Below are 19,503 nucleotides of genomic sequence, written 5' to 3' on the forward strand. Positions count from 1 at the left end.
CCTGTCGTACATGGCATCAGGACTTCTGGAGGGGGATCCGGGGGGATCGCGGGGGTTCTGGTACGGAGGGGAAAAACCGAGGGGGCCTGGTCGACGGACCAGACCCCCTCGAAGCTTTTCCAAACCCCCGTGTCCGCCATGGTGGCGGTGAAGTCTCAGGGTGCCGCGTGCGGGCGAGCCTGCGTCAGAAGAACACCCCGCACCGCAGCAGTACGTTCGCGTAGGGCCGCGCCTCACCCGTGCGCACCACCAGCCGCGCGCCCGCCGACAGCCTCTTCAGCTCCTCGTGCGAGACCAGGGCCAGCTCGGGGAAGTGCCCGTCCAGCAGTGCGGCCGCCGCCGGATTCGCCGCCCGGACCTCGGTCGCCGCCGTCGCGCCCTCCACGACCAGCTCGGCGAGCAGCCCCTCGACCACCTCCGCGAACGACGGCACCCCCGCCCGGAAGGCGAGGTCCACGATCCGGGGACCGTCCGGTATCGGCATGCCGGCGTCGCACACCAGCACCCCGTCCCCGTGCCCCAACTCGGCAAGCGCACCGGAGAGCTGACGGTTGAGGATCCCGGCCTTCTTCACAGGGACCCACCTCGCAGAGGCTCTCCGGTCGCGCTGCCCGGCTCCCGGCCCAGCGAGGCCACCTCCTGCGCCGTCGGGAACGACTCCTGCGCGCCGCGCCGGGTCACGGCGACCGCCCCGACCCGCGCCGCGTACGCCGCCGCCTCGGCCAGGGACGCACCGGCGCCCAGCTTCCACGCCAGCGCCGCCGTGAAGGAGTCGCCCGCGCCGGTCGTGTCCACGGCCGTCACGGCCACGGACGGCACCCGCACCACACCCTCCGCCGAGGCCACCAGCGCGCCCTCCGCGCCCAGCGTGACGACCACCGACTTCGGCCCCTTCGCGAGCAGCATCCGCGCCCAGTCCTCGGGCTGGTCGCCGGCCGCCGCGTCCCCGAGGATCACCTTCGCCTCGTGCTCGTTGACGATCAGCGGGTCACAGGCCGCGAGCAGCACGGCGGGCAGCGGGCGCGGCGGAGAGGGGTTCAGCACGAAGCGGCTGTCCGGCGACAGGCTCGCCGCCACCGCGACGACCGTCTCCAGCGGGATCTCCAGCTGCGCCGACACCACCCGGGAGGTCTGGAAGAGGCAGGCGGCGGCGCGTACGTCGTCCGGCGTCAGCCGGCCGTTCGCGCCCGGCGACACCACGATGCTGTTGTCGCCCGACGGGTCCACGGTGATCAGCGCGACGCCGGTCGGCGCCCCGCCCACCAGCACGCCCACCGTGTCGACCCCGGCCGCCCGCTGCGAGTCGAGCAGCAGCCGGCCGTTCGCGTCGTCGCCGACCCGGGCCAGCAGGGCCGTACGGGCCCCGAGGCGGGCGGCCGCGACGGCCTGGTTCGCGCCCTTGCCGCCGGGGTGGACGGCCAGGTCGGAGCCGAGGACGGTCTCCCCGGCCCCCGGCCGCCGCTCGACGCCGATCACCAGGTCGGCGTTGGCCGACCCTACGACCAGCAGGTCGTAGTCGTACATGAAGCAACTCCCCTGATACGTGGCCCGGTACGTGGCCGGTACATGGCCTGATACGTGGCTCGGGGCGGGCGCCCCCTCACCGAGGTGACCGCCCGCCCGTCCGCCGAATGCCGGCCGAATACCGGCCGAATGCCCGGCCGAATGTCAGCCGCTGAACCCGGTCACGTTCTCCTTCGTGACCACCTTCACCGGCACCTTCACCGTCTGCTCGACCTTCTTGCCCTGCAGCGCCTTCAGCGCGTTGTCCACAGCGATCATGCCCAGCTGGGACGGCTGCTGCGCCACGGACGCGTACAGCGTGCCCTGTTCAACGGCCTTGAGACCGTCTGGGGTTCCGTCGAAGCCGACGACCTGGACCGACTTGCCGGCCTTGGAGCCGAGCGCCTTGATCGCGCCGAGCGCCATCTCGTCGTTGGCGGCGATGACGCCCTGGACGTCCGGGTGGGCCTGGAGCAGGTTCGACATCACGTCGAGTCCCTTGGTGCGGTCGAAGTCGGCCGGCTGCTGGGCCACGACCTGGATGCCGGGGTAGGCCTTCAGCCCCTTGGCGAAACCTTCCGCCCGCTCCCGCGCGGCAGACGTGCCCGCCTGGCCCTGCAGGATCACGATCTTGCCGGCGCCGCCCAGCTTTTCGGCGACCGTCTTGGCGGCCAGCTCGCCGCCCGCCACGTTGTCGGAGGCGACGAGCGCGTCCACCGTGGCCTTGTTGACGCCCCGGTCGACCGCGATGACCGGGATCTTCGCCTTGTCGGCGGCCTTCACCGAGTTGCTCGCGGCATCCGAGTCCACCGGGTTGACGATGATGGAGTCGTAGCCGGAACTGGTGAAGTTCTGCAGCTGGTTGGCCTGCTGGGAGGCGTCGTTCTGCGCGTCGGTGACGGTCAGGTCCACGCCCAGCTTCTTCGCCTCGGCCTTCGCACCCGACTGGATCTGCACGAAGAACGGGTTGTTGAGGGTGGACAGCGCGAGCCCGACCTTCGGGTTCGCGGTCGACGAGCTGCCGCTGTGCAGGAAGGAGGTCGCGCCGACGACCGCCACGGTGACCACGGCCGCGAGACCGTACGTCGCCGCCTGCTTCCCCTTGCCGCCGCCGATGCCGACCCCGGCGCCGGCCGCCGCCGGGCTCGCCCCCGCCTTGCGGCGCAGGGTGTCGAGCAGCACGGCCAGCGCGATGACGACACCGATGACGACCTGCTGCCAGAACGCGGAGACGGACAGCAGGTTCAGGCCGTTGCGCAGCACCGCCAGGATCAGCGCGCCGATCAGGGTGCCCGACGCCTTGCCCGTACCCCCGGCGAGGGAGGCGCCGCCGATGACGACCGCGGCGATCGCGTCCAGCTCGTAGCCGTCGGCCGCCTGCGGCTGCGCGGAGGACAGCCGGGAGGCGAGCACGATGCCCGCCGCGGCGGCGAACACACCGGACAGCGCGTAGATCGTGAGTTTCTGCCGCTTCACCCGCAGACCGGAGAGACGGGCCGCCTCCTCGTTGCCGCCGATGGCGTACATCGAACGGCCGATGTAGGTGCGGCCGAGGACGAACGCGGCGATCAGGCCCATGACGACCATGACCAGCACCGGCACCGGCAGCCAGCCGCCGAGCGTGTCGCCGAGGTGCGACACGGAGTCGGGGAAGGCGATCGGCGAGCCCTTGGAGATCACCAGCGACAGACCGCGCCCCACCGACAGCATCGCGAGCGTCGCGATGAACGGCGGCAGCTTGCCGTAGGCGATGAGGAAACCGTTCACCAGACCGGCCGCGACACCGGTGGCGACGGCCAGGACCACCGCTATGACCACCGGCACGCCCTGCTGTGTGGCGCTCCACGCCAGCACGGTCGCCGACAGCGCCGCCACCGAGCCGACCGACAGGTCGATGCCCGCCGAGACGATCACGAAGGTCACACCGAAGGCGAGGATGGCGGTCACGGCCGCCTGGACACCCACGTTGAGCAGGTTGTCCGTGGTCAGGAAGTCGCCCGACAGCGCCGACATGGCGATGACGAGGACGATCAGCGCGGTCAGCGCGCCGTTGTCGAGCAGCAGACGGCGGACCGCCGCGGCGCCGCCACCGGCGCCCGTCGTGCTCAGATGCGTGTCAGCGGCCACGGCCGGCCTCCACTTCAGTGGTCGGAGGGGTGTCAGGGGTGTCGGGGGTGTCAGAAGTACTGGAGGTGCTGGGGGTGCTGGGGGTGCTCACGGCCAGGGCCATCACGGCGTCCTGGGTCGCGTCCTGCGCCGACAGCTCGCCGGCGATCCGGCCCTGCGCCATCACCAGCACCCGGTCGCTCATGCCGAGCACCTCGGGCAGATCGCTGGAGATCATCAGGACGGCGGCCCCGGCGGCCGTCAGTTCGTTGATCAGCTGGTAGATCTCGACCTTCGCGCCGACGTCGATGCCGCGGGTCGGCTCGTCGAGGATCAGCACCCTGGTGTCGGCCAGCAGCCACTTGCCGATGACGACCTTCTGCTGGTTGCCGCCGGACAGGGTGCGCACCTGCTGGCCGAGCCCGGCCATCCGCACGCCGAGCTGTTCGGCGATCCGCGCCGCAGCCTCGTGTTGGCCCCTGAGGTCGACGAGTCCGCCACGGGTCGCGGCCCGCATGGTCACGAGCCCGAGGTTCTCCTCGACCGACTGGTCGAGCACCAGCCCCTGGCCCTTGCGGTCCTCGGGCACGAGCCCGATCCCGGCGGCCATCGCGGCCGGCACGTCGTGGCCGGCCAGCCGGTCGCCCCCGACCCGCACGGCGCCCCGGTCGTAGGGGTCCGCCCCGAAGACGGCCCGTACCACTTCGGTACGGCCCGCGCCGACGAGCCCGGCGATGCCGACGACCTCACCGGCGTGCACCTCGAAGCTGACGTCGTGGAAGACGCCGTCCCGGGTCAGGCCCTCGACGGACAGCAGCGCGGCCCCCGTCTCGGCGCGCTCCCTCGGGTACTGCTGCTCGATGGAACGGCCCACCATGAGCCGGACGAGCTCGTCCTCGGGCGTCGAGGCGGGCACCTGGCCGACCGACTTCCCGTCCCGGATGACCGTGACCCGGTCGCCGAGGGCGGCGATCTCCTCCAGGTGATGCGTGATGAAGACGATGCCGACGCCGTCCTCGCGCAGCCTGCGCACGATGGCGAAGAGCTTCTCGACCTCCTCGGAGGTCAGCACGGCGGTCGGCTCGTCCATGATCAGCACGCGCGCGTTCAGGCTGAGCGCCTTGGCGATCTCGACCATCTGCAGCCAGGCGATGCCGAGTTCACGCACCCGCGCGCGGGGCGACACATTCACCCCGACCCGCTTCAGCAGGACGGCGGCGTCCGCCTCCATCGTCTTCCGGTCGATCATCCCGAAGCGGCGCGGCTGCCGTCCCAGGAAGATGTTCTCGGCGACCGTCAGATCGGGTACGAGATTGAACTCCTGGTAGATGGTGGCGATGCCGAGGCGCTCGGAGTCCTGCGCGCCATGGATGCGCACCTCCTCGCCGCCGGCCAGGATCCGCCCGGCGTCGGGCGTGTAGGCGCCGGAGAGCATCTTGATGAGGGTGCTCTTGCCCGCGCCGTTCTCACCGAGCAGCACATGCACCTCTCCCCGGCGCAGGTCGAAGTCGACGCCGTCGAGCGCGACCACCCCGGGGAAGGACTTGCGTATGCCTTCGATGCGCAGCAACTCGTCCGCGTTGCTCACGTCTGGCTCCTGTTCGTTGCGGGGGACTCGCCGCACGACCGGCGTACGACGAGACGGGCGGCGAAGGTGACGGACTGCGGGGGGCGGCCCTCGATGCGGTCGACCAGGGCCCGTACGGCGGCCCGGCCCAGCTCGCCCGTGGGCTGGGCGATGGCGGTGACCGGCGGATCGGTGTGCACGAACCACGGGATGTCGTCGAACGCGGCCAGCGCGAGATCCTGCGGAACCCGCAGCCCACGCGCGCGTACGGCGTCCAGCGCGCCCAGTGCCATCAGGTTGTCGGCCGCGAAGACGACCTCGGGCGGCTCGGGCAGGTCGAGGAAGCCCTCGGTGACCCGGCGTCCGCTCTCGGCCTGGAAGTCGCCCTGCCCTGTGTAGACGTCCGGGAGGGGAAGCCCGTACTCGGCCATGGCGGCCCGGAAGGCCTCCACGCGCTCGCTGCCGGTGGTGGTGGCGGCGGGGCCCGCGATGATGGCGAGCCTGCGGTGCCCGAGCCCGTGCAGATGCGCCACGAGGTCGCGCACGGCGGCCCGGCCGTCGGCCCGTACGACCGGCACGTCGACGCCAGGGATCCACCGGTCGACGAACACCATCGGCGTCCCCCCGCGCGCGGCGTCCAGCATCAGCGGGGAGCCGCCGTCCGTGGGGGAGACCAGCAGGCCGTCGATCCGGCGGTCCAGCAGGGTCCGTACGTGATGGTCCTGAAGGTCGGGCCGCTCGTCGGCGTTGCCGATGATGACGCTGTAGCCGAGCGCGCGGGCCTCCTCCTCGACGGAGCGGGCCAGCTCGGTGAAGTAAGGGTTCATCACGTCGCTGATGACCAGACCGAGGGTGCGGGTCTGGTCGGTGCGCAGCGACCGGGCGACGGCGTTCGGGCGGTAGCCCAGCGTCTCGACGGCGGTCAGCACGCGCGTGCGTGCGTCCTCGCTGACCGACGGATGGTCGTTCAGGACGCGCGACACCGTGGCGACGGAGACCCCCGCCTCGGCAGCGACGTCCTTGATGCTCGCCATCGCCGCTCCACCTCCTCGTGGACTCGGTTCATGAACGTCGAGGAGTCGTGATCCCTCGTGGAATCGATTACATCGACGTGTATGGAGGATTGGAATCGATTACACGGGGGTTAATCAAGCCTCAGGCGTGGCTGAAACCGGATCGTGATGAACGAGGGCGGCGCGTCAGCCTTGGAGCAGTGTGTACAGGACAGCACGGACCACGCCAAGGTTGCGCGGTCAGCGGCTGCCCCACGCACGAGGCTCCCGCCCAGGAGCGATCCGGCCTGGCGAGGGCTTCGGCAGTTCCTACGACTGATACTGGTACGTCTGCCCGTCGTGCAGGTACGCCGTCCGCTCCTCCCGCAGAGCGCGCACCGCCGCTGTCAGCCGCCGTTCCATCCGGTCCCGGAGCAGCGCTCCGGCCTTGGCGGGGTCGACGAACCGGGCTTCCGAAAGTTCCTCGTCGTGAGGCATCAGCTTCCCCTCCACGTCGATGGTGCCGCCGTCGAAGATGAAGGCAATCTGGTCGTCCCAGGGGCCGTGCGGCGCCACCCAGTCGACGACCAAGAGCCCGTGCACGACGACGTCCAGGCCCAGCTCCTCCCGAAGCTCCCGCACGACCGTCTCCTCCGGCGGTTCGTTCGCCTCAGCCATGCCACCTGGAAGGTCCCACCCGGGTTTATAGGTCGGGTTCACCAACAGCACCCGCCCGGCCGCATCGCGCAGGAGCACGTCCGCCGCCACCCGCTTACGCGGCTGCTTGGCGTTGCCCTCGGCGAGATAGGCGTTCCAGGCTTCGGAGTTGGCGGGGGTGGGGGCGGGTTTCGGCGTCATTGACGAGTGCCTCCCGGTGACGGGATCAGATCTGCGAGCAGCAATAGTCTGGCCCTCCTCGCATCGCCGAATCTCGCCAGGTACTGCCGGACCGGCCCGTAGCCCCTGTGCGGCTCCAGGAGTGCCCGGAGGCCGTCGAGCTGGTGGACGACGCGTACGGAGCCGAGGATCGGACTGGTGGCGAGCAGGTCGTGGCCTACGGCGAGTGCGGCGTCGAGGTCACCCCGCCGGACGTGGATGTCGGTGAGGGTGATTCGGGCCAGAGCGAGAGAGCGGGCCCGTCCCGCGTCCCGCAACGCCACGGCCTCCTCACCTGCGGCCAGGGCCTCGTCGTACTCGCCGAGGTCGACCAGGACCAAGGCCGCCTCACTCGCCAGACGGCCGACGTCGAACGGGCTGAGCCACGGGTGAGGCTCACTGTCGGAGGTGGTGTCGAGGTCGCGGTGAGCCTGTTCGAGGGCGCGGTGGGCGGCGGTGTGCCGGCCGGCTGCCGCCATGGCGCGGGCCTGCATCGTGTGCAGTCGAGCCGTCAGCGCAGGAATCCGCGCGCCTTGGCCGACGAGGTCGAGGCCCGTCTGAGCCCAGCGTGCGGCCCCGACCGCGTCGTTGCCCTGGAGGACGAGGTGAGACAGGGATGCGGCGACGTGCGCGGCGAGCGGGAGGTCACCACCGGTCTGCGCGAGAGCCAGGGCCCTTCCGAAGTGGCCGAAGGCGTCGCCATCGCGTCCACCGTCGTGCGCCATCCACCCAGCCATCTCAGTCAGCGCAGCAGCAGCGGCGAACACACCGCTTCCGCCGGAGAGGTCGACGAGGCGGGGGCCGACATGGTTTCGGAGGTGCTGGACGACGGCGCCGTACAGCCGCCCCCCGCCGCTCTGTCGGTCAGCGGACCGGAAGGCATCCATCGCCGCCATGTCGTTGCCGTCCGGTGGAGGTTGGGCCTGCTGCGGCTGCGCCTCGACAGCGGGCTCCCACGACCGGCGGGCGAGGCCGAGTAAGTGGCCCGGGATGTGGAAGGCGTCGGCGATCTGCTCGAACAGCGTCAGTCTCTCTACGCGACTCTTGCCGTTCATGTAGTCGTAGAGCCGACCCTGGGTGATGTCGACGGCGGCCGCGATCCTGCGGGTGCTGACACCACGATGGTTGAGCATCCGGAACACGGCGCCCATGTCCCGCTCTGAACACGCACCGAGGAACCGGCTGTCGGCGAGCAACCCCACGACCACTTCTCGCGGGTCCTGTGTCTGTCGATCCATGCGTTCCCCGACTAACACGTGTCCGTCGACGCTACACCTCGCGCACGGGCGGTGACTCCATCTCGGGGTCACCTCTCGGAGTCCCCTCCGACCCCTCGCAAGCCGTTGACTCTTCATCAGCCGCCGAGGTCGTCCGCAGGTTCCCCGTTCTCGGCAGCGTGGAGAGAGGCCCGCCCGTGTCTCCCGCATGGACGGGCCATCCGCTCGGAGGAGACAAAGTATGACGACGGCACGGCGGCGGGCCAGATCATTGGCCGCTCCTCTTTCATGCACGCCCGCGCCCAGGCCCTGACGCCCCTGGCCGGTGACCTGTCGGCCCGCACCGCCTACGCGGACACCGAGCGCCCCGCCAAGATCCCGCCCGTGCTGTTGGACGAGTGGATGCCCGCCTTCCTGGCCCAGCTCACCGCGCCTGGCGCACAGTTTGTATGCGCCACGGTCGGCGACGGTACGCGGAATCTCTACCTCTTCGACGCCGAGCGGGAGTCGTTCGCCGCGTTCACCAAGGACACCGCAGGCTGGACGGTCCGCCAGGGCGGCCCCATGGCCCTGTGGGACGCCGTCGAGGAGACGCTGACCGCCTGGCGGGATGCCGGGAGCCCCAACATCGCGAGCGTCCGCCTCCACATCACCATGGAGGCGCACACCTACTGGATCGGCGGGCAGCAGATCACCACCAACAGCGGATCCTGCTCGATCGGCGACCAGCAAGCTCTCCGGTGGGAACATCGACTCACCTGATCTGCCCTCAACAGCGCCCTGCCCTCCGTGGGCGTGGACAGAACACTTAGGCTTCCCCTGTCCGTCACGGGTGGCATGCGCGTGCCAATCACAGGGGAGACTTCAGCGGATTCCTGCGAGGAACCCCAGGGCTTCAGCCCCTGGGAGGATTCGCATCCTCGTGGTCGCGGCGCGGAGCGGCCGGGTCTCGTCTCCGGGGAAGCCGGGACGCTGCCGCACAGCGACGGATTCACCCGGTCGAGTGGTCAAAGACGAACCTGCGGCGTGTGGTCGTACATGTGTGTACGTTGAGTGATCGTGAAGCTGACGGTGCAGATCAGGCTGCTGCCGACGCCTGTGCAGGCGGCGGCGCTCGGGGCGACCTTGCACGCCTGCAACGAGGCCGCCACCTGGGCCAGTCAGATCGCGTTTGAGAAGGACGTGAAGCGCAACTTCGCGCTGCGTGAGCATGCCTACGGAGAGATCAGGGCGCGGTGGCGGCTGGGGGCGCAGGCCGCCCAGCACGTCGTGAAGAAGACCTGTGACGCGTACGCCACGCTGAAGGCCAGCCTGAAGGCCGGGAACCTGGGCAGGCCGGACTCCAAGCGGTACCGGAAGGCGACCGGCAAACCGATCGCCTTCCGGCCGGAGGGGGCGCAGCCCTACGACGACCGGATGCTGTCCTGGCAGATCCCCGAGCGGCGGATCTCGATCTGGACGGTGTCGGGCCGGGTCAAGGACGTGGCCTTCACCGCATCGCCGGAACAGCTGGCCATGCTGGCCGCGTACCGCAAGGGCGAGTCCGATCTGGTGGCGAGGGACGGGATGTGGTTCCTGCTGGCCACCTGCGAGATCCCCGAAGCCGAGCCGAACACTGACCCGGCGGACTTCCTCGGCATCGACCTGGGCATCGTCAACATCGCCACCACCAGTGACGGCGAGATCATGGCCGGGCGCGAGCTCAACCGCACACGGCTGCGGGAGCGCACGCTCCGTACCAAGCTGCAGAAGAAGAACACCTCGTCCGCCAAGCGCCGGCTGAAGAAGCGGCGCCGTAAGGAGGCGCGGCGGGCGAGGGACGTCAACCACAAGATCGCGAAACATGTGGTGGCCGAGGCAGAACGCACCGGTCGCGGGATCGCCCTGGAAGACCTGACGGGCATCCGCCAACGGGTACGGCTTGCAAAGCCCCAACGGGCCACCCACTCCAGCTGGAGCTTTGCCCAGCTGGGGGCGTTCATCGCGTACAAGGCCCGCAAGGCCGGAGTGCCGGTGGTGCACGTCGATGCGGCGTACACCTCGCGCACCTGCGCCGAATGCGGACACATCGACAAGGCGAACCGGGTCTCGCAGACCTGGTTCGCGTGCCGGAACTGCGGATTCGTTGATCACGCGGACCGGAACGGCTCCCGCAACATCCGCGCTCGTGCGTGGGAGTTGTGGCGACGCGGGGCCCCGTCAACGGCCCCCGCCTCACCACCGCAGCAGCGGGGTGGGGCTGGACGCGAACGCAGCATCACCGCCAGTGATGCCCGTTGCGCAAACGGGGCGCTTTAGCGCCGGGTAGTTGACTTATGCGCGTTGGACGGATACTTGGTGCGTCCATGGGGGGCGGCCGCCCTGGTCGGGACCTCGTTCGTGGCCGCCACCCCCGCAGCGGCGGCGAGCTGCACGGCCACGGCCCTCGAGACCGTGATCATTCGATCGACGACCAGCGCCAGCGGCACGGCCCTCGCCCAGATCAACAAGGGTTCGAGCGCGTCGGCGTCCTGCGCGGACTACAACGGCACCTCCACGTACGAGAAGTGCGGCATCGTCAGCAAGCGCTGGGTGAAGGTCACCAGGAGCGGTGTCACCGGCTACGTGGTCGGCACCTGCGTGATTCTCGACCAGGTCTGACCGGACTCCCGGCGCCGAGCCTCCTCCCGGCGCCGAGCCTCCGGGTGCCGACAGGACCGGCCACGGGGCGGCCTTGTCGGTGCCGGGCGGTACCGTCGCATCATGACCGATCAGGTGGGGGCCTCCCAGGCGGGAGAACGGCGACTGGCCACCCTCGAAGGCGTGCTCGAACGCATCACGTACGCCAATGAGGACAACGGCTACACGGTCGCCCGGGTCGACACCGGCAGAGGCGCCGGCGATCTTCTCACGGTCGTCGGCGCGCTGCTCGGCGCGCAGGTGGGGGAGTCCCTGCGCATGGAGGGCCGCTGGGGCTCGCACCCCCAGTACGGCAAGCAGTTCACCGTCGAGAACTACACGACCGTGCTGCCCGCCACCGTCCAGGGCATCCGCCGCTACCTGGGATCCGGCCTGGTCAAGGGCATCGGCCCGGTCTTCGCCGACCGCATCACGCAGCACTTCGGCATGGACACCCTGAAGATCATCGAGGAGGAGCCGAAGCGCCTCATCGAGGTCCCGGGCCTCGGCCCGAAGCGCACGAAGAAGATCGCCGACGCCTGGGAGGAACAGAAGGCGATCAAAGAGGTCATGCTCTTCCTCCAGACCGTCGAGGTGTCCACCTCCATCGCCGTGCGCATCTACAAGAAGTACGGCGACGCCTCGATCTCCGTGGTGAAGAACCAGCCGTACCGGCTGGCGGCCGACGTCTGGGGCATCGGGTTCCTGACCGCCGACAAGATCGCCCAGTCCGTCGGCATTCCGCACGACAGCCCGGAGCGCGTCAAGGCGGGCCTGCAGTACGCGCTGTCCCAGGCCACCGACCAGGGCCACTGCTATCTCCCCGAGGAGCGGCTGATCGCCGACGCGGTGAAGCTGCTGCAGGTCGACACCGGCCTCGTCATCGAGTGCCTGGCCGCCCTCGCGACGCCCCCGGAGGAGGGCGAGGACCCCGGAGTCGTCCGGGAGAAGATCCCGGCGCCGGACGGCGGGGACCCCGTCACGGCCATCTACCTGGTCCCCTTCCACCGTGCCGAACTCTCCCTCTCCGCCCAGCTGTTGCGCCTGCTGCGCACCGGCGAGGACCGGATGCCGGCCTTCCGTGACGTGGCCTGGGACAAGGCGCTGGCCTGGTTGAAGACCCGCACGAAGGCCGAGCTCGCGCCCGAGCAGGAGGCCGCCGTCAAGCTGGCGCTGACCGAGAAGGTCGCCGTGCTCACCGGCGGTCCCGGCTGCGGCAAGTCCTTCACCGTGCGTTCGATCGTGGAGCTGGCCCGCGCGAGGAAGGCCAAGGTGGTGCTGGCGGCCCCCACCGGCCGCGCCGCCAAGCGCCTGGCCGAGCTGACCGGCGCGGAGGCCTCCACCGTCCACCGTCTGCTGGAGCTCAAGCCCGGCGGCGACGCGGCCTATGACCGCGACCGCCCGCTGGACGCCGACCTGGTGGTCGTCGACGAGGCGTCGATGCTGGACCTGCTGCTGGCCAACAAGCTGGTCAAGGCCGTGCCCCCGGGCGCGCACCTGCTCTTCGTCGGGGACGTCGACCAACTCCCCAGCGTCGGCGCGGGCGAGGTGCTGCGCGACCTGCTCGCCGACGACAGCCCCGTCCCGGCCGTGCGCCTCACGCGCGTGTTCCGCCAGGCCCAGCAGTCGGGCGTGGTGACCAACGCGCACCGGATCAACGCCGGTCAGCATCCGGTCACCGACGGCATGAAGGACTTCTTCCTGTTCGTCGAGGACGACACGGAGGAGGCGGGCCGCCTCACGGTGGACGTGGCGGCCCGTCGCATTCCGGCCAAGTTCGGCCTCGACCCGCGCCGGGACGTGCAGGTCCTGGCGCCCATGCACCGCGGCCCGGCGGGCGCCGGCGCCCTCAACGGCCTGCTCCAGCAGGCCGTCACGCCCGGTCGCCCCGACGTTCCCGAGAAGCGGTTCGGCGGCCGGGTCTTCCGCGTCGGCGACAAGGTCACCCAGATCCGCAACAATTACGACAAAGGGAAGAACGGTGTCTTCAACGGCACCGTGGGCGTGGTCACCTCGCTCGATCCGGTCGACCAACGCCTCACGGTGCTGACCGACGAGGACGAGGAGGTTCCGTACGAGTTCGACGAACTGGACGAACTGGCCCACGCGTACGCGGTGACGATCCACCGTTCACAGGGAAGTGAATATCCCGCCGTGGTGATCCCCGTCACCACGGGAGCATGGATGATGCTCCAGCGGAACCTCTTGTATACGGCCGTCACCCGCGCGAAGAAGCTGGTCGTGCTCGTCGGGTCACGCAAGGCGATCGGCCAGGCGGTGCGCACGGTGTCCGCGGGCCGCCGCTGCACGGCCCTGGACTTCCGGCTCGCCGGTCAATGAGCGGTGACCACAAAAAATGATCGATCAAATGAGTCACAAAGGTCACAGGCACTTCCGCAACCGTGACCAAGGCGTCAGGATGGGCTAGTTGGCGGCACTGAGTGCCGCCAATAAGCCCAATGGTCGACCCCGAGTGCACTCTCCTGCGCCAAATGGGGGATGGTAGAGACAGTCAGGGCAACCTCGAAGAAGAGGCACAACGTCGGTGAGGGATGACGTGAGCGACAACTCTGTAGTACTGCGGTACGGCGACGGCGAGTACACCTACCCGGTGATCGACAGCACCGTCGGCGACAAGGGCTTCGACATCGGGAAGCTCCGCGCCCAGACCGGTCTGGTGACCCTGGACAGCGGCTACGGCAACACCGCCGCCTATAAATCCGCCATCACCTACCTTGACGGCGAACAGGGCATCCTCCGGTACCGCGGCTACCCGATCGAGCAGCTGGCCGAGCGTTCGACCTTCCTCGAGGTCGCCTACCTGCTGATCAACGGCGAGCTGCCGACCGTCGACGAGCTCACCGTCTTCCAGAGCGACATCACGCAGCACACCCTGCTGCACGAGGACGTCAAGAACTTCTACCGCGGCTTCCCGCGCGACGCGCACCCGATGGCCATGCTGTCGTCGGTGGTCTCCGCGCTGTCCACGTTCTACCAGGACAGCCACAACCCGTTCGACGAGAAGCAGCGCAACCTCTCCACGATCCGGCTGCTCGCCAAGCTTCCGACGATCGCGGCGTACGCCTACAAGAAGTCGATCGGCCACCCGTTCGTCTACCCGCGCAACGACCTCGGCTACGTCGAGAACTTCCTGCGCATGACGTTCTCGGTGCCGGCGCAGGAGTACGACCTCGACCCGGTCGTCGTCTCCGCGCTCGACAAGCTGCTGATCCTGCACGCGGACCACGAGCAGAACTGCTCCACGTCCACGGTCCGCCTGGTCGGCTCGTCGCAGGCGAACATGTTCGCGTCGATCTCGGCCGGCATCTCCGCCCTGTGGGGCCCGCTGCACGGCGGCGCCAACCAGTCCGTCCTGGAGATGCTGGAGGGCATCCAGGCGAACGGCGGCGACGTCGACTCCTTCATCCGCAAGGTGAAGAACAAGGAAGAGGGCGTCCGCCTGATGGGCTTCGGCCACCGGGTGTACAAGTCCTTCGACCCGCGCGCGAAGATCATCAAGGCGGCGGCGCACGACGTCCTCTCGGCCCTCGGCAAGTCCGACGAGCTGCTGGACATCGCGCTGAAGCTGGAGGAGCACGCGCTCTCCGACGACTACTTCGTCTCGCGCAACCTCTACCCGAACGTCGACTTCTACACCGGCCTGATCTACCGGGCCATGGGCTTCCCGACCGAGATGTTCACGGTCCTCTTCGCCCTGGGCCGCCTCCCGGGCTGGATCGCCCAGTGGCACGAGATGATCAAGGAGCCCGGCTCCCGCATCGGTCGCCCGCGCCAGATCTACACCGGCGTGGTGGAGCGCGACTTCGTGCCGGTCGAGCAGCGCTGACACCTGCCGGTGGGGGCGCCGCGTCACGGGGTGCCCGTCACTTGGTTTTCCGACTGCCCGGGACCTGTGTCCCGGGCAGTCGCGTGTGTGGGTCCCGGGGTACGTCTTCGGGTGCGGGTGGGTGGGGGCTGATCGCGCAGTTCCCCGCGCCCCTGAGGTGGGAACGGTCGGCGCCTGCTCGCTGGCTCCGGTGCGGGCGGAGGTGGGAACGGTCGGCGCCACCTTGCGGGCTACGGTGCGGGCGGGCATACGGAAGGCGCCCCGGCGCCAGTCCCCCCACGGGCCGACGACCAGGGCGCCTTCCCATGTCCCGGTGCGGATTCCCCCCACGGGATCCGGCCGGGCGTTGTGAGGACAGCGCCTGAATTCGCTGTTTTCGTAACCGTCTTCGGTTGTCGTGCCTGTGGTGAGCAGAACGAGCAGAACTCGCCGTACCACCGCCGTGTGCGATCTGCCGGGACAGCGCACGCTGGGAGGGCCGCTCAAAGCTTCCCGGTGTACTGCCCCGGCAACGCATCTCTGAGGAAGTCCCCCAAGACATCCCCAGATGTCAGGTCACGCCCCCCAAGACGCTTCCTGACATCGTCAACTTAGACCTTCGAGCCCCTTCGATGGTTACGTTCGCATCACTGTGATCTGTGTCTCTTGCATATGTCCGTTAAATGCGCAAGAGACCGGATACGGCGATCGGGGCCCATGCGTAAGGATGATGCGCGAGCCTTGTGAAGAGCTTATGTGAGGCTCGCGCAGGACTCCAGGGGGTCTCTCCTAAAGGCGCGGTATTAGTCGTATGACTCGTTACTCGGCGGTTACTTGAAGGCGCGCAGTCGAAGGCTGTTCGTCACGACGAAAACCGACGAGAACGCCATCGCCGCACCCGCGATCATCGGGTTCAGCAGTCCGGCCGCGGCCAGCGGCAGCGCGGCCACGTTGTAGCCGAACGCCCACACCAGGTTGCCCTTGATCGTCGTCAGGGTCCGCCGGGACAGCCGGATGGCGTCCGCGGCCACCCGCAGATCCCCGCGTACCAGGGTCAGGTCGCTCGCCTCGATCGCCGCGTCCGTGCCCGTCCCCATGGCCAGCCCCAGGTCGGCGGTGGCGAGCGCCGCCGCGTCGTTGACCCCGTCGCCGACCATCGCGACGACCCGGCCCTCGCCCTGCAGCTCCCGCACGACGTCGACCTTGTCCTCGGGCAGCACCTCGGCGATCACCCGGTCGATCCCGACGGCCTGGGCGACCGCCTCGGCGACCGCCCGGTTGTCCCCGGTCAGCAGTACCGGCGTGAGCCCCAGCGCCCGCAGTTCCCGCACCGCCTGCGCGCTGGTCTCCTTCACCGCGTCGGCGACCGCGATCACCCCGCGCGCCTCGCCGTCCCACCCCACGAGGACGGCCGTACGACCGCCCCGCTCGGCCTCGTCCTTGGCGCGGGCCAACGCGTCCGGGACGGTTTCGAAGAGGCGCCCCACGGCGACCTCCCGGCCCGCCACCCGGCCCCGCACGCCCCGCCCGGGCACGTTCTCGAACCGCTCGGCCGCCGGCAGCTCCCCGACCCGCTCCTCGGCGCCGGCCGCCACCGCCCGCGCGATCGGATGCTCGGAGGCGTGCTCCAGGCCGCCCGCGAGCCGCAGCAGCTCCTGCTCGTCGGTGCCGTCGACGACCGTCACGTCCTGCAGCGTCATGCGGCCCGTGGTGACGGTCCCGGTCTTGTCGAGGACGACCGTGTCGACGCGGCGCGTGGACTCCAGCACCTCGGGGCCCTTGATCAGGATGCCGAGCTGCGCGCCGCGGCCGGTGCCGACCATGAGCGCGGTCGGCGTGGCGAGCCCGAGCGCGCACGGGCAGGCGATGATCAGGACGGCGACGGCCGCGGTGAACGCGGCGGCCGTGTCACCGGTGGCGACGAGCCAGCCGCCGAAGGTGGCGAGCGCGAGCAGCAGCACCACCGGCACGAAGATCCCGGAGATCCGGTCGGCCAGCCGCTGCACCTCGGCCTTGCCGGTCTGCGCCTCCTCGACCAGCTGCGCCATGCGCGCGAGCCGGGTGTCCGCGCCGATCCGGGCGGCCTCGACGACCAGCCGGCCGCCCGCGTTCACGGTGGCCCCGGTGACGGCGTCGCCCGGTCCGACGTCGACCGGCACCGACTCGCCGGTCAGCATGGAGGCGTCCACGGCGGACACGCCCTCCACGACCGTCCCGTCGGTGGCGATCTTCTCCCCGGGCCGCACCACGAACAGGTCCCCGACCGCCAGCCGGTCGACGGGAATCCGTACCTCCCTGCCGCCCTCCCGTCTCCCGCCACCGTCCTCAACCGAGAGCGCTCCGCGCTCGCCCCCCTCGTATCGCAGTACGGCCACGTCCTTCGCGCCCAGCTCCATCAGCGCCCGCAGGGCCGCCCCGGCGCGCCGCTTGGAGCGGGCCTCCAGGTAGCGGCCGAGCAGGATGAGGGCGGTGACGCCGGCGGCGACCTCCAGATAGATCGTCGACGCGCCGTCCGTGCGGGAGACCGTGAGCTCGAAGGGGTGGCGCATGCCGGGCATGCCCGCGTCGCCGAAGAACAGCGCCCACAGCGACCAGCCGAGCGCGGCCAGCGTGCCGACGGAGACCAGTGTGTCCATGGTGGCCGCGCCGTGCCGCAGATTCGTCCAGGCGGCCTTGTGCAGCGGACCGCCGCCCCAGACGACCGCGGGTGCGGCGAGCGTCAGCGAGAGCCACTGCCAGTTGTCGAACTGCAGCGACGGGACCATCGCGAGCAGTACGACGGGCGCGGCGAGCAGCACGGAGACGAGCAGTCGGTGCCGAAGGGAGACGAGTTCGGGATCCTGCGGGGCGTCCTTCGGGTCCGGTTCCGGCGCGCGCACGGGCGCGGGCTCCTCGGCCGTGTAGCCGGTCTTCACGACGGTCGCGATCAGCTCGGCGACCTGGATCCCCGCCGGATAGCTGACCTTGGCCTTCTCGGTCGCGTAGTTGACCGTCGCGGTGACGCCGTCCATGCGGTTGAGCTTCTTCTCGACGCGGGCCGCGCAGGAGGCGCAGGTCATCCCGCCGATGAGCAGTTCGACCTCGGAAGTCGAAGCGGCTATCGGCGTCTGAGCGGTGGCGGTGCTGGTCATGTCCGTACTCCAGGAAGCAGGCCGGACCGTACGGAGCCAGTATCAGCTGGTCGGCACGGCCCGGTGGGTGGAGGAAGGGGGGTGTCGAGGGTGCCTCAGGCCTGGCCGACCAGCTCGAAGCCGGCCTCGTCGACGGCGGCGCGGACGGCCTCCTCGTCGAGTGTGCCGACGGAGACGACCGTGACCTCGCCGGTCGAGGCGACGGCCTGCACCGAGGTGACCCCGGAGAGCTCGGAGAGCTCGCCGGAGACGGCGCCCTCGCAGTGGCCACAGCTCATGCCGCTCACCTTGTAGACGGTGGTGACGGAGCCCGGGGTGTCGGTGTGCGCGGTCATGTCGTTCTCCTCGTTGCGGCGCAGGCGGTAGCGGCAGGTGGGGCGGGTGGCGCCCGGAGGGGCCTCCCGTTCGTCAACACTATACCCCTAGGGGGTATTCCCCAAGGAGGGTCGGCCGTGTCGACGAGCGCGACCGGCGACGATGTACCCGAACAACCGGGCGGAACCCGTGGAACCCGCGGAGCCCGCGACGAGAACGGCGATGGGAGCGCAGATGCGAGCGGTGGTCTTCGAGCAATACGGTGAACCCGCCGAAGTGCGTGACCTGCCCGACCCGCGACCGGCCCCCCACGGCGTGGTCGTGCGCGTGGAAGCCACCGGCCTGTGCCGCAGCGACTGGCACGGCTGGATGGGCCACGACCCGGACATCGCACTCCCGCACGTGCCGGGACACGAACTCGCCGGCGTGGTCGAGTCGGTCGGCGCCGGCGTCAGCCAGTGGCAGGCCGGTGACAGGGTCACCGCCCCCTTCGTGTGCGCCTGCGGAACCTGCGGAGCCTGCGCCGCCGGCGACCACCAGGTGTGCGAGCGACAGACCCAGCCCGGCTTCACGCACTGGGGCTCCTTCGCCCAGTACGTGGCCCTGGACCATGCCGACGTGAACCTCGTCGCGATACCCGACGACCTGTCGTACGCCACCGCCGCCTCCCTCGGCTGCCGGTTCGCCACCGCGTTCCGGGCGGTCGTGCAGCAGGGCCGGGTCGCCGCGGGGGAGTGGGTGGCGGTGCACGGCTGCGGGGGTGTGGGCCTGTCGGCGGTGATGATCGCGGCGGCCTCGGGAGCGCGGGTGATCGCCGTGGACGTCTCCCCGACGGCGCTGGACCTGGCGCGGAAGTTCGGCGCGGCCCAGTGCGTGGACGGGGCGCGGGTGCCGGACACGGCGGAGGCGGTCCGTGAGCTGACCGGAGGCGGCGCCCACCTCTCCCTCGACGCCCTCGGTTCTCCCGCCACCAGCGCCGCCTCGGTCAACGGCCTGCGCCGCCGCGGCCGGCACGTCCAGGTCGGCCTGCTCCCCTCGACGGACGGCACGACCCCCGTCCCGCTGGCCCGCGCCATCGCCCTGGAACTGGAGATCCTGGGCAGCCACGGCATGGCCGCGCACGCCTACCCGCGGATGCTGGAGCTGGTCCGTGCGGGGGTACTGCGCCCGGACCTCCTGGTGACGTCGACGATCACCCTGGACGCCGCCCCGGACGCGCTGGCGGCACTGGGGACGGCGCCCGGAGCGGGGGTGACGGTCATCGAACCGTGGAGCTGAGGGCCGACCGCCGTCCCCGGGGTCCTCCCGGTGG

The 19,503-nt window shown here is 70.3% G+C and carries 15 protein-coding genes; 6 read left to right on the forward strand and 9 right to left on the reverse strand.

Annotated features, from left to right (window positions below; genetic code table 11):
* Window positions 1-184: 184 nt before the first annotated feature.
* The 7 genes from rbsD to ACIBTS_RS17600 form a co-directional block, all read right to left on the reverse strand.
* Complete coding sequence (rbsD, locus tag ACIBTS_RS17570; protein ID WP_319674584.1) at window positions 185-574, reverse strand: D-ribose pyranase; 390 nt, start codon at window positions 572-574, stop codon at window positions 185-187.
* The gene (locus ACIBTS_RS17575) at window positions 571-1,524 is read right to left on the reverse strand and encodes a ribokinase (RefSeq protein ID WP_399320274.1); all 954 of its coding nucleotides are present in this window, start codon (window positions 1,522-1,524) and stop codon (window positions 571-573) included. The genes rbsD and ACIBTS_RS17575 overlap by 4 nt, the downstream gene beginning before the upstream one ends.
* 144 nt (window positions 1,525-1,668) lie before the next feature.
* Window positions 1,669-3,630, reverse strand: a complete 1,962-nt coding sequence (locus ACIBTS_RS17580) for a substrate-binding domain-containing protein (protein WP_399320276.1) — start codon at window positions 3,628-3,630, stop codon at window positions 1,669-1,671.
* Window positions 3,620-5,197: a sugar ABC transporter ATP-binding protein gene (locus ACIBTS_RS17585; RefSeq protein WP_399320278.1), complete on the reverse strand. Its 1,578-nt coding sequence runs from the start codon at window positions 5,195-5,197 to the stop codon at window positions 3,620-3,622. Before ACIBTS_RS17585 ends, ACIBTS_RS17580 begins: the two co-directional genes overlap by 11 nt.
* Window positions 5,194-6,210: a LacI family DNA-binding transcriptional regulator gene (locus tag ACIBTS_RS17590; RefSeq protein ID WP_399320281.1), complete on the reverse strand. Its 1,017-nt coding sequence runs from the start codon at window positions 6,208-6,210 to the stop codon at window positions 5,194-5,196. The genes ACIBTS_RS17585 and ACIBTS_RS17590 overlap by 4 nt, the downstream gene beginning before the upstream one ends.
* Before the next feature lie 288 nt (window positions 6,211-6,498).
* Window positions 6,499-7,026 carry an NUDIX domain-containing protein gene (locus tag ACIBTS_RS17595; protein WP_399320283.1) on the reverse strand — a complete coding sequence of 176 codons (528 nt, stop codon included), beginning with the start codon at window positions 7,024-7,026 and terminating at the stop codon, window positions 6,499-6,501.
* A complete protein-coding gene (locus ACIBTS_RS17600) occupies window positions 7,023-8,282 on the reverse strand; it encodes an XRE family transcriptional regulator (RefSeq protein ID WP_399320285.1) in 1,260 nt (419 codons plus the stop codon). The genes ACIBTS_RS17595 and ACIBTS_RS17600 overlap by 4 nt, the downstream gene beginning before the upstream one ends.
* Window positions 8,283-8,549: 267 nt before the next feature.
* Here ACIBTS_RS17600 and ACIBTS_RS17605 point away from each other — a divergent pair, with 267 nt between their 5' ends.
* The 5 genes from ACIBTS_RS17605 (at window position 8,550) to ACIBTS_RS17625 (ending at window position 14,766) form a co-directional block, all read left to right on the forward strand.
* Window positions 8,550-9,023 carry a hypothetical protein gene (locus ACIBTS_RS17605; protein ID WP_399320287.1) on the forward strand — a complete coding sequence of 158 codons (474 nt, stop codon included), beginning with the start codon at window positions 8,550-8,552 and terminating at the stop codon, window positions 9,021-9,023.
* Between the two features lie 297 nt (window positions 9,024-9,320).
* Window positions 9,321-10,559: an RNA-guided endonuclease InsQ/TnpB family protein gene (locus ACIBTS_RS17610; RefSeq protein WP_399320288.1), complete on the forward strand. Its 1,239-nt coding sequence runs from the start codon at window positions 9,321-9,323 to the stop codon at window positions 10,557-10,559.
* 39 nt (window positions 10,560-10,598) lie between these two features.
* Entirely contained in the window at window positions 10,599-10,901 is a 303-nt protein-coding gene (locus ACIBTS_RS17615; RefSeq protein WP_399320289.1) for a hypothetical protein, read from the forward strand.
* Between the two features lie 102 nt (window positions 10,902-11,003).
* Window positions 11,004-13,259 (forward strand): ATP-dependent RecD-like DNA helicase, encoded by a 2,256-nt coding sequence (locus ACIBTS_RS17620; protein WP_399320290.1) that lies wholly within the window; start codon window positions 11,004-11,006, stop codon window positions 13,257-13,259.
* Window positions 13,260-13,476: 217 nt separating this feature from the next.
* Window positions 13,477-14,766: a citrate synthase gene (locus tag ACIBTS_RS17625; RefSeq protein ID WP_399320292.1), complete on the forward strand. Its 1,290-nt coding sequence runs from the start codon at window positions 13,477-13,479 to the stop codon at window positions 14,764-14,766.
* Between the two features lie 809 nt (window positions 14,767-15,575).
* Here the strand turns inward: ACIBTS_RS17625 and ACIBTS_RS17630 are convergent.
* Window positions 15,576-17,876 (reverse strand): heavy metal translocating P-type ATPase, encoded by a 2,301-nt coding sequence (locus ACIBTS_RS17630; protein WP_399320294.1) that lies wholly within the window; start codon window positions 17,874-17,876, stop codon window positions 15,576-15,578.
* Window positions 17,877-17,971: 95 nt separating this feature from the next.
* Window positions 17,972-18,211, reverse strand: a complete 240-nt coding sequence (locus ACIBTS_RS17635) for a heavy-metal-associated domain-containing protein (protein ID WP_079662135.1) — start codon at window positions 18,209-18,211, stop codon at window positions 17,972-17,974.
* 214 nt (window positions 18,212-18,425) lie between these two features.
* On the opposite strand from ACIBTS_RS17635, the gene ACIBTS_RS17640 reads away from it, so the two are divergent.
* Entirely contained in the window at window positions 18,426-19,469 is a 1,044-nt protein-coding gene (locus ACIBTS_RS17640; RefSeq protein ID WP_399320499.1) for a zinc-dependent alcohol dehydrogenase family protein, read from the forward strand.
* Window positions 19,470-19,503 lie beyond the last annotated feature (34 nt).

Origin of the sequence: Streptomyces sp. NPDC050121 (assembly GCF_044460385.1) — a bacterium.
Taxonomy (GTDB): domain Bacteria; phylum Actinomycetota; class Actinomycetes; order Streptomycetales; family Streptomycetaceae; genus Streptomyces; species Streptomyces soliscabiei.

Excerpts from the sequence above, each read along its gene's own strand:
- ACIBTS_RS17575 (WP_399320274.1), bottom strand. The coding sequence starts at position 1,524 with ATGTACGACTACGACCTGCTGGTCGTAGGGTCGGCCAACGCCGACCTG.
- ACIBTS_RS17590 (WP_399320281.1), bottom strand. The coding sequence starts at position 6,210 with ATGGCGAGCATCAAGGACGTCGCTGCCGAGGCGGGGGTCTCCGTCGCC.
- ACIBTS_RS17595 (WP_399320283.1), bottom strand. The coding sequence starts at position 7,026 with ATGACGCCGAAACCCGCCCCCACCCCCGCCAACTCCGAAGCCTGGAAC.
- ACIBTS_RS17600 (WP_399320285.1), bottom strand. The coding sequence starts at position 8,282 with ATGGATCGACAGACACAGGACCCGCGAGAAGTGGTCGTGGGGTTGCTC.
- ACIBTS_RS17605 (WP_399320287.1), top strand. The coding sequence starts at position 8,550 with ATGCACGCCCGCGCCCAGGCCCTGACGCCCCTGGCCGGTGACCTGTCG.
- ACIBTS_RS17620 (WP_399320290.1), top strand. The coding sequence starts at position 11,004 with ATGACCGATCAGGTGGGGGCCTCCCAGGCGGGAGAACGGCGACTGGCC.
- ACIBTS_RS17630 (WP_399320294.1), bottom strand. The coding sequence starts at position 17,876 with ATGACCAGCACCGCCACCGCTCAGACGCCGATAGCCGCTTCGACTTCC.
- ACIBTS_RS17635 (WP_079662135.1), bottom strand. The coding sequence starts at position 18,211 with ATGACCGCGCACACCGACACCCCGGGCTCCGTCACCACCGTCTACAAG.
- ACIBTS_RS17640 (WP_399320499.1), top strand. The coding sequence starts at position 18,426 with ATGCGAGCGGTGGTCTTCGAGCAATACGGTGAACCCGCCGAAGTGCGT.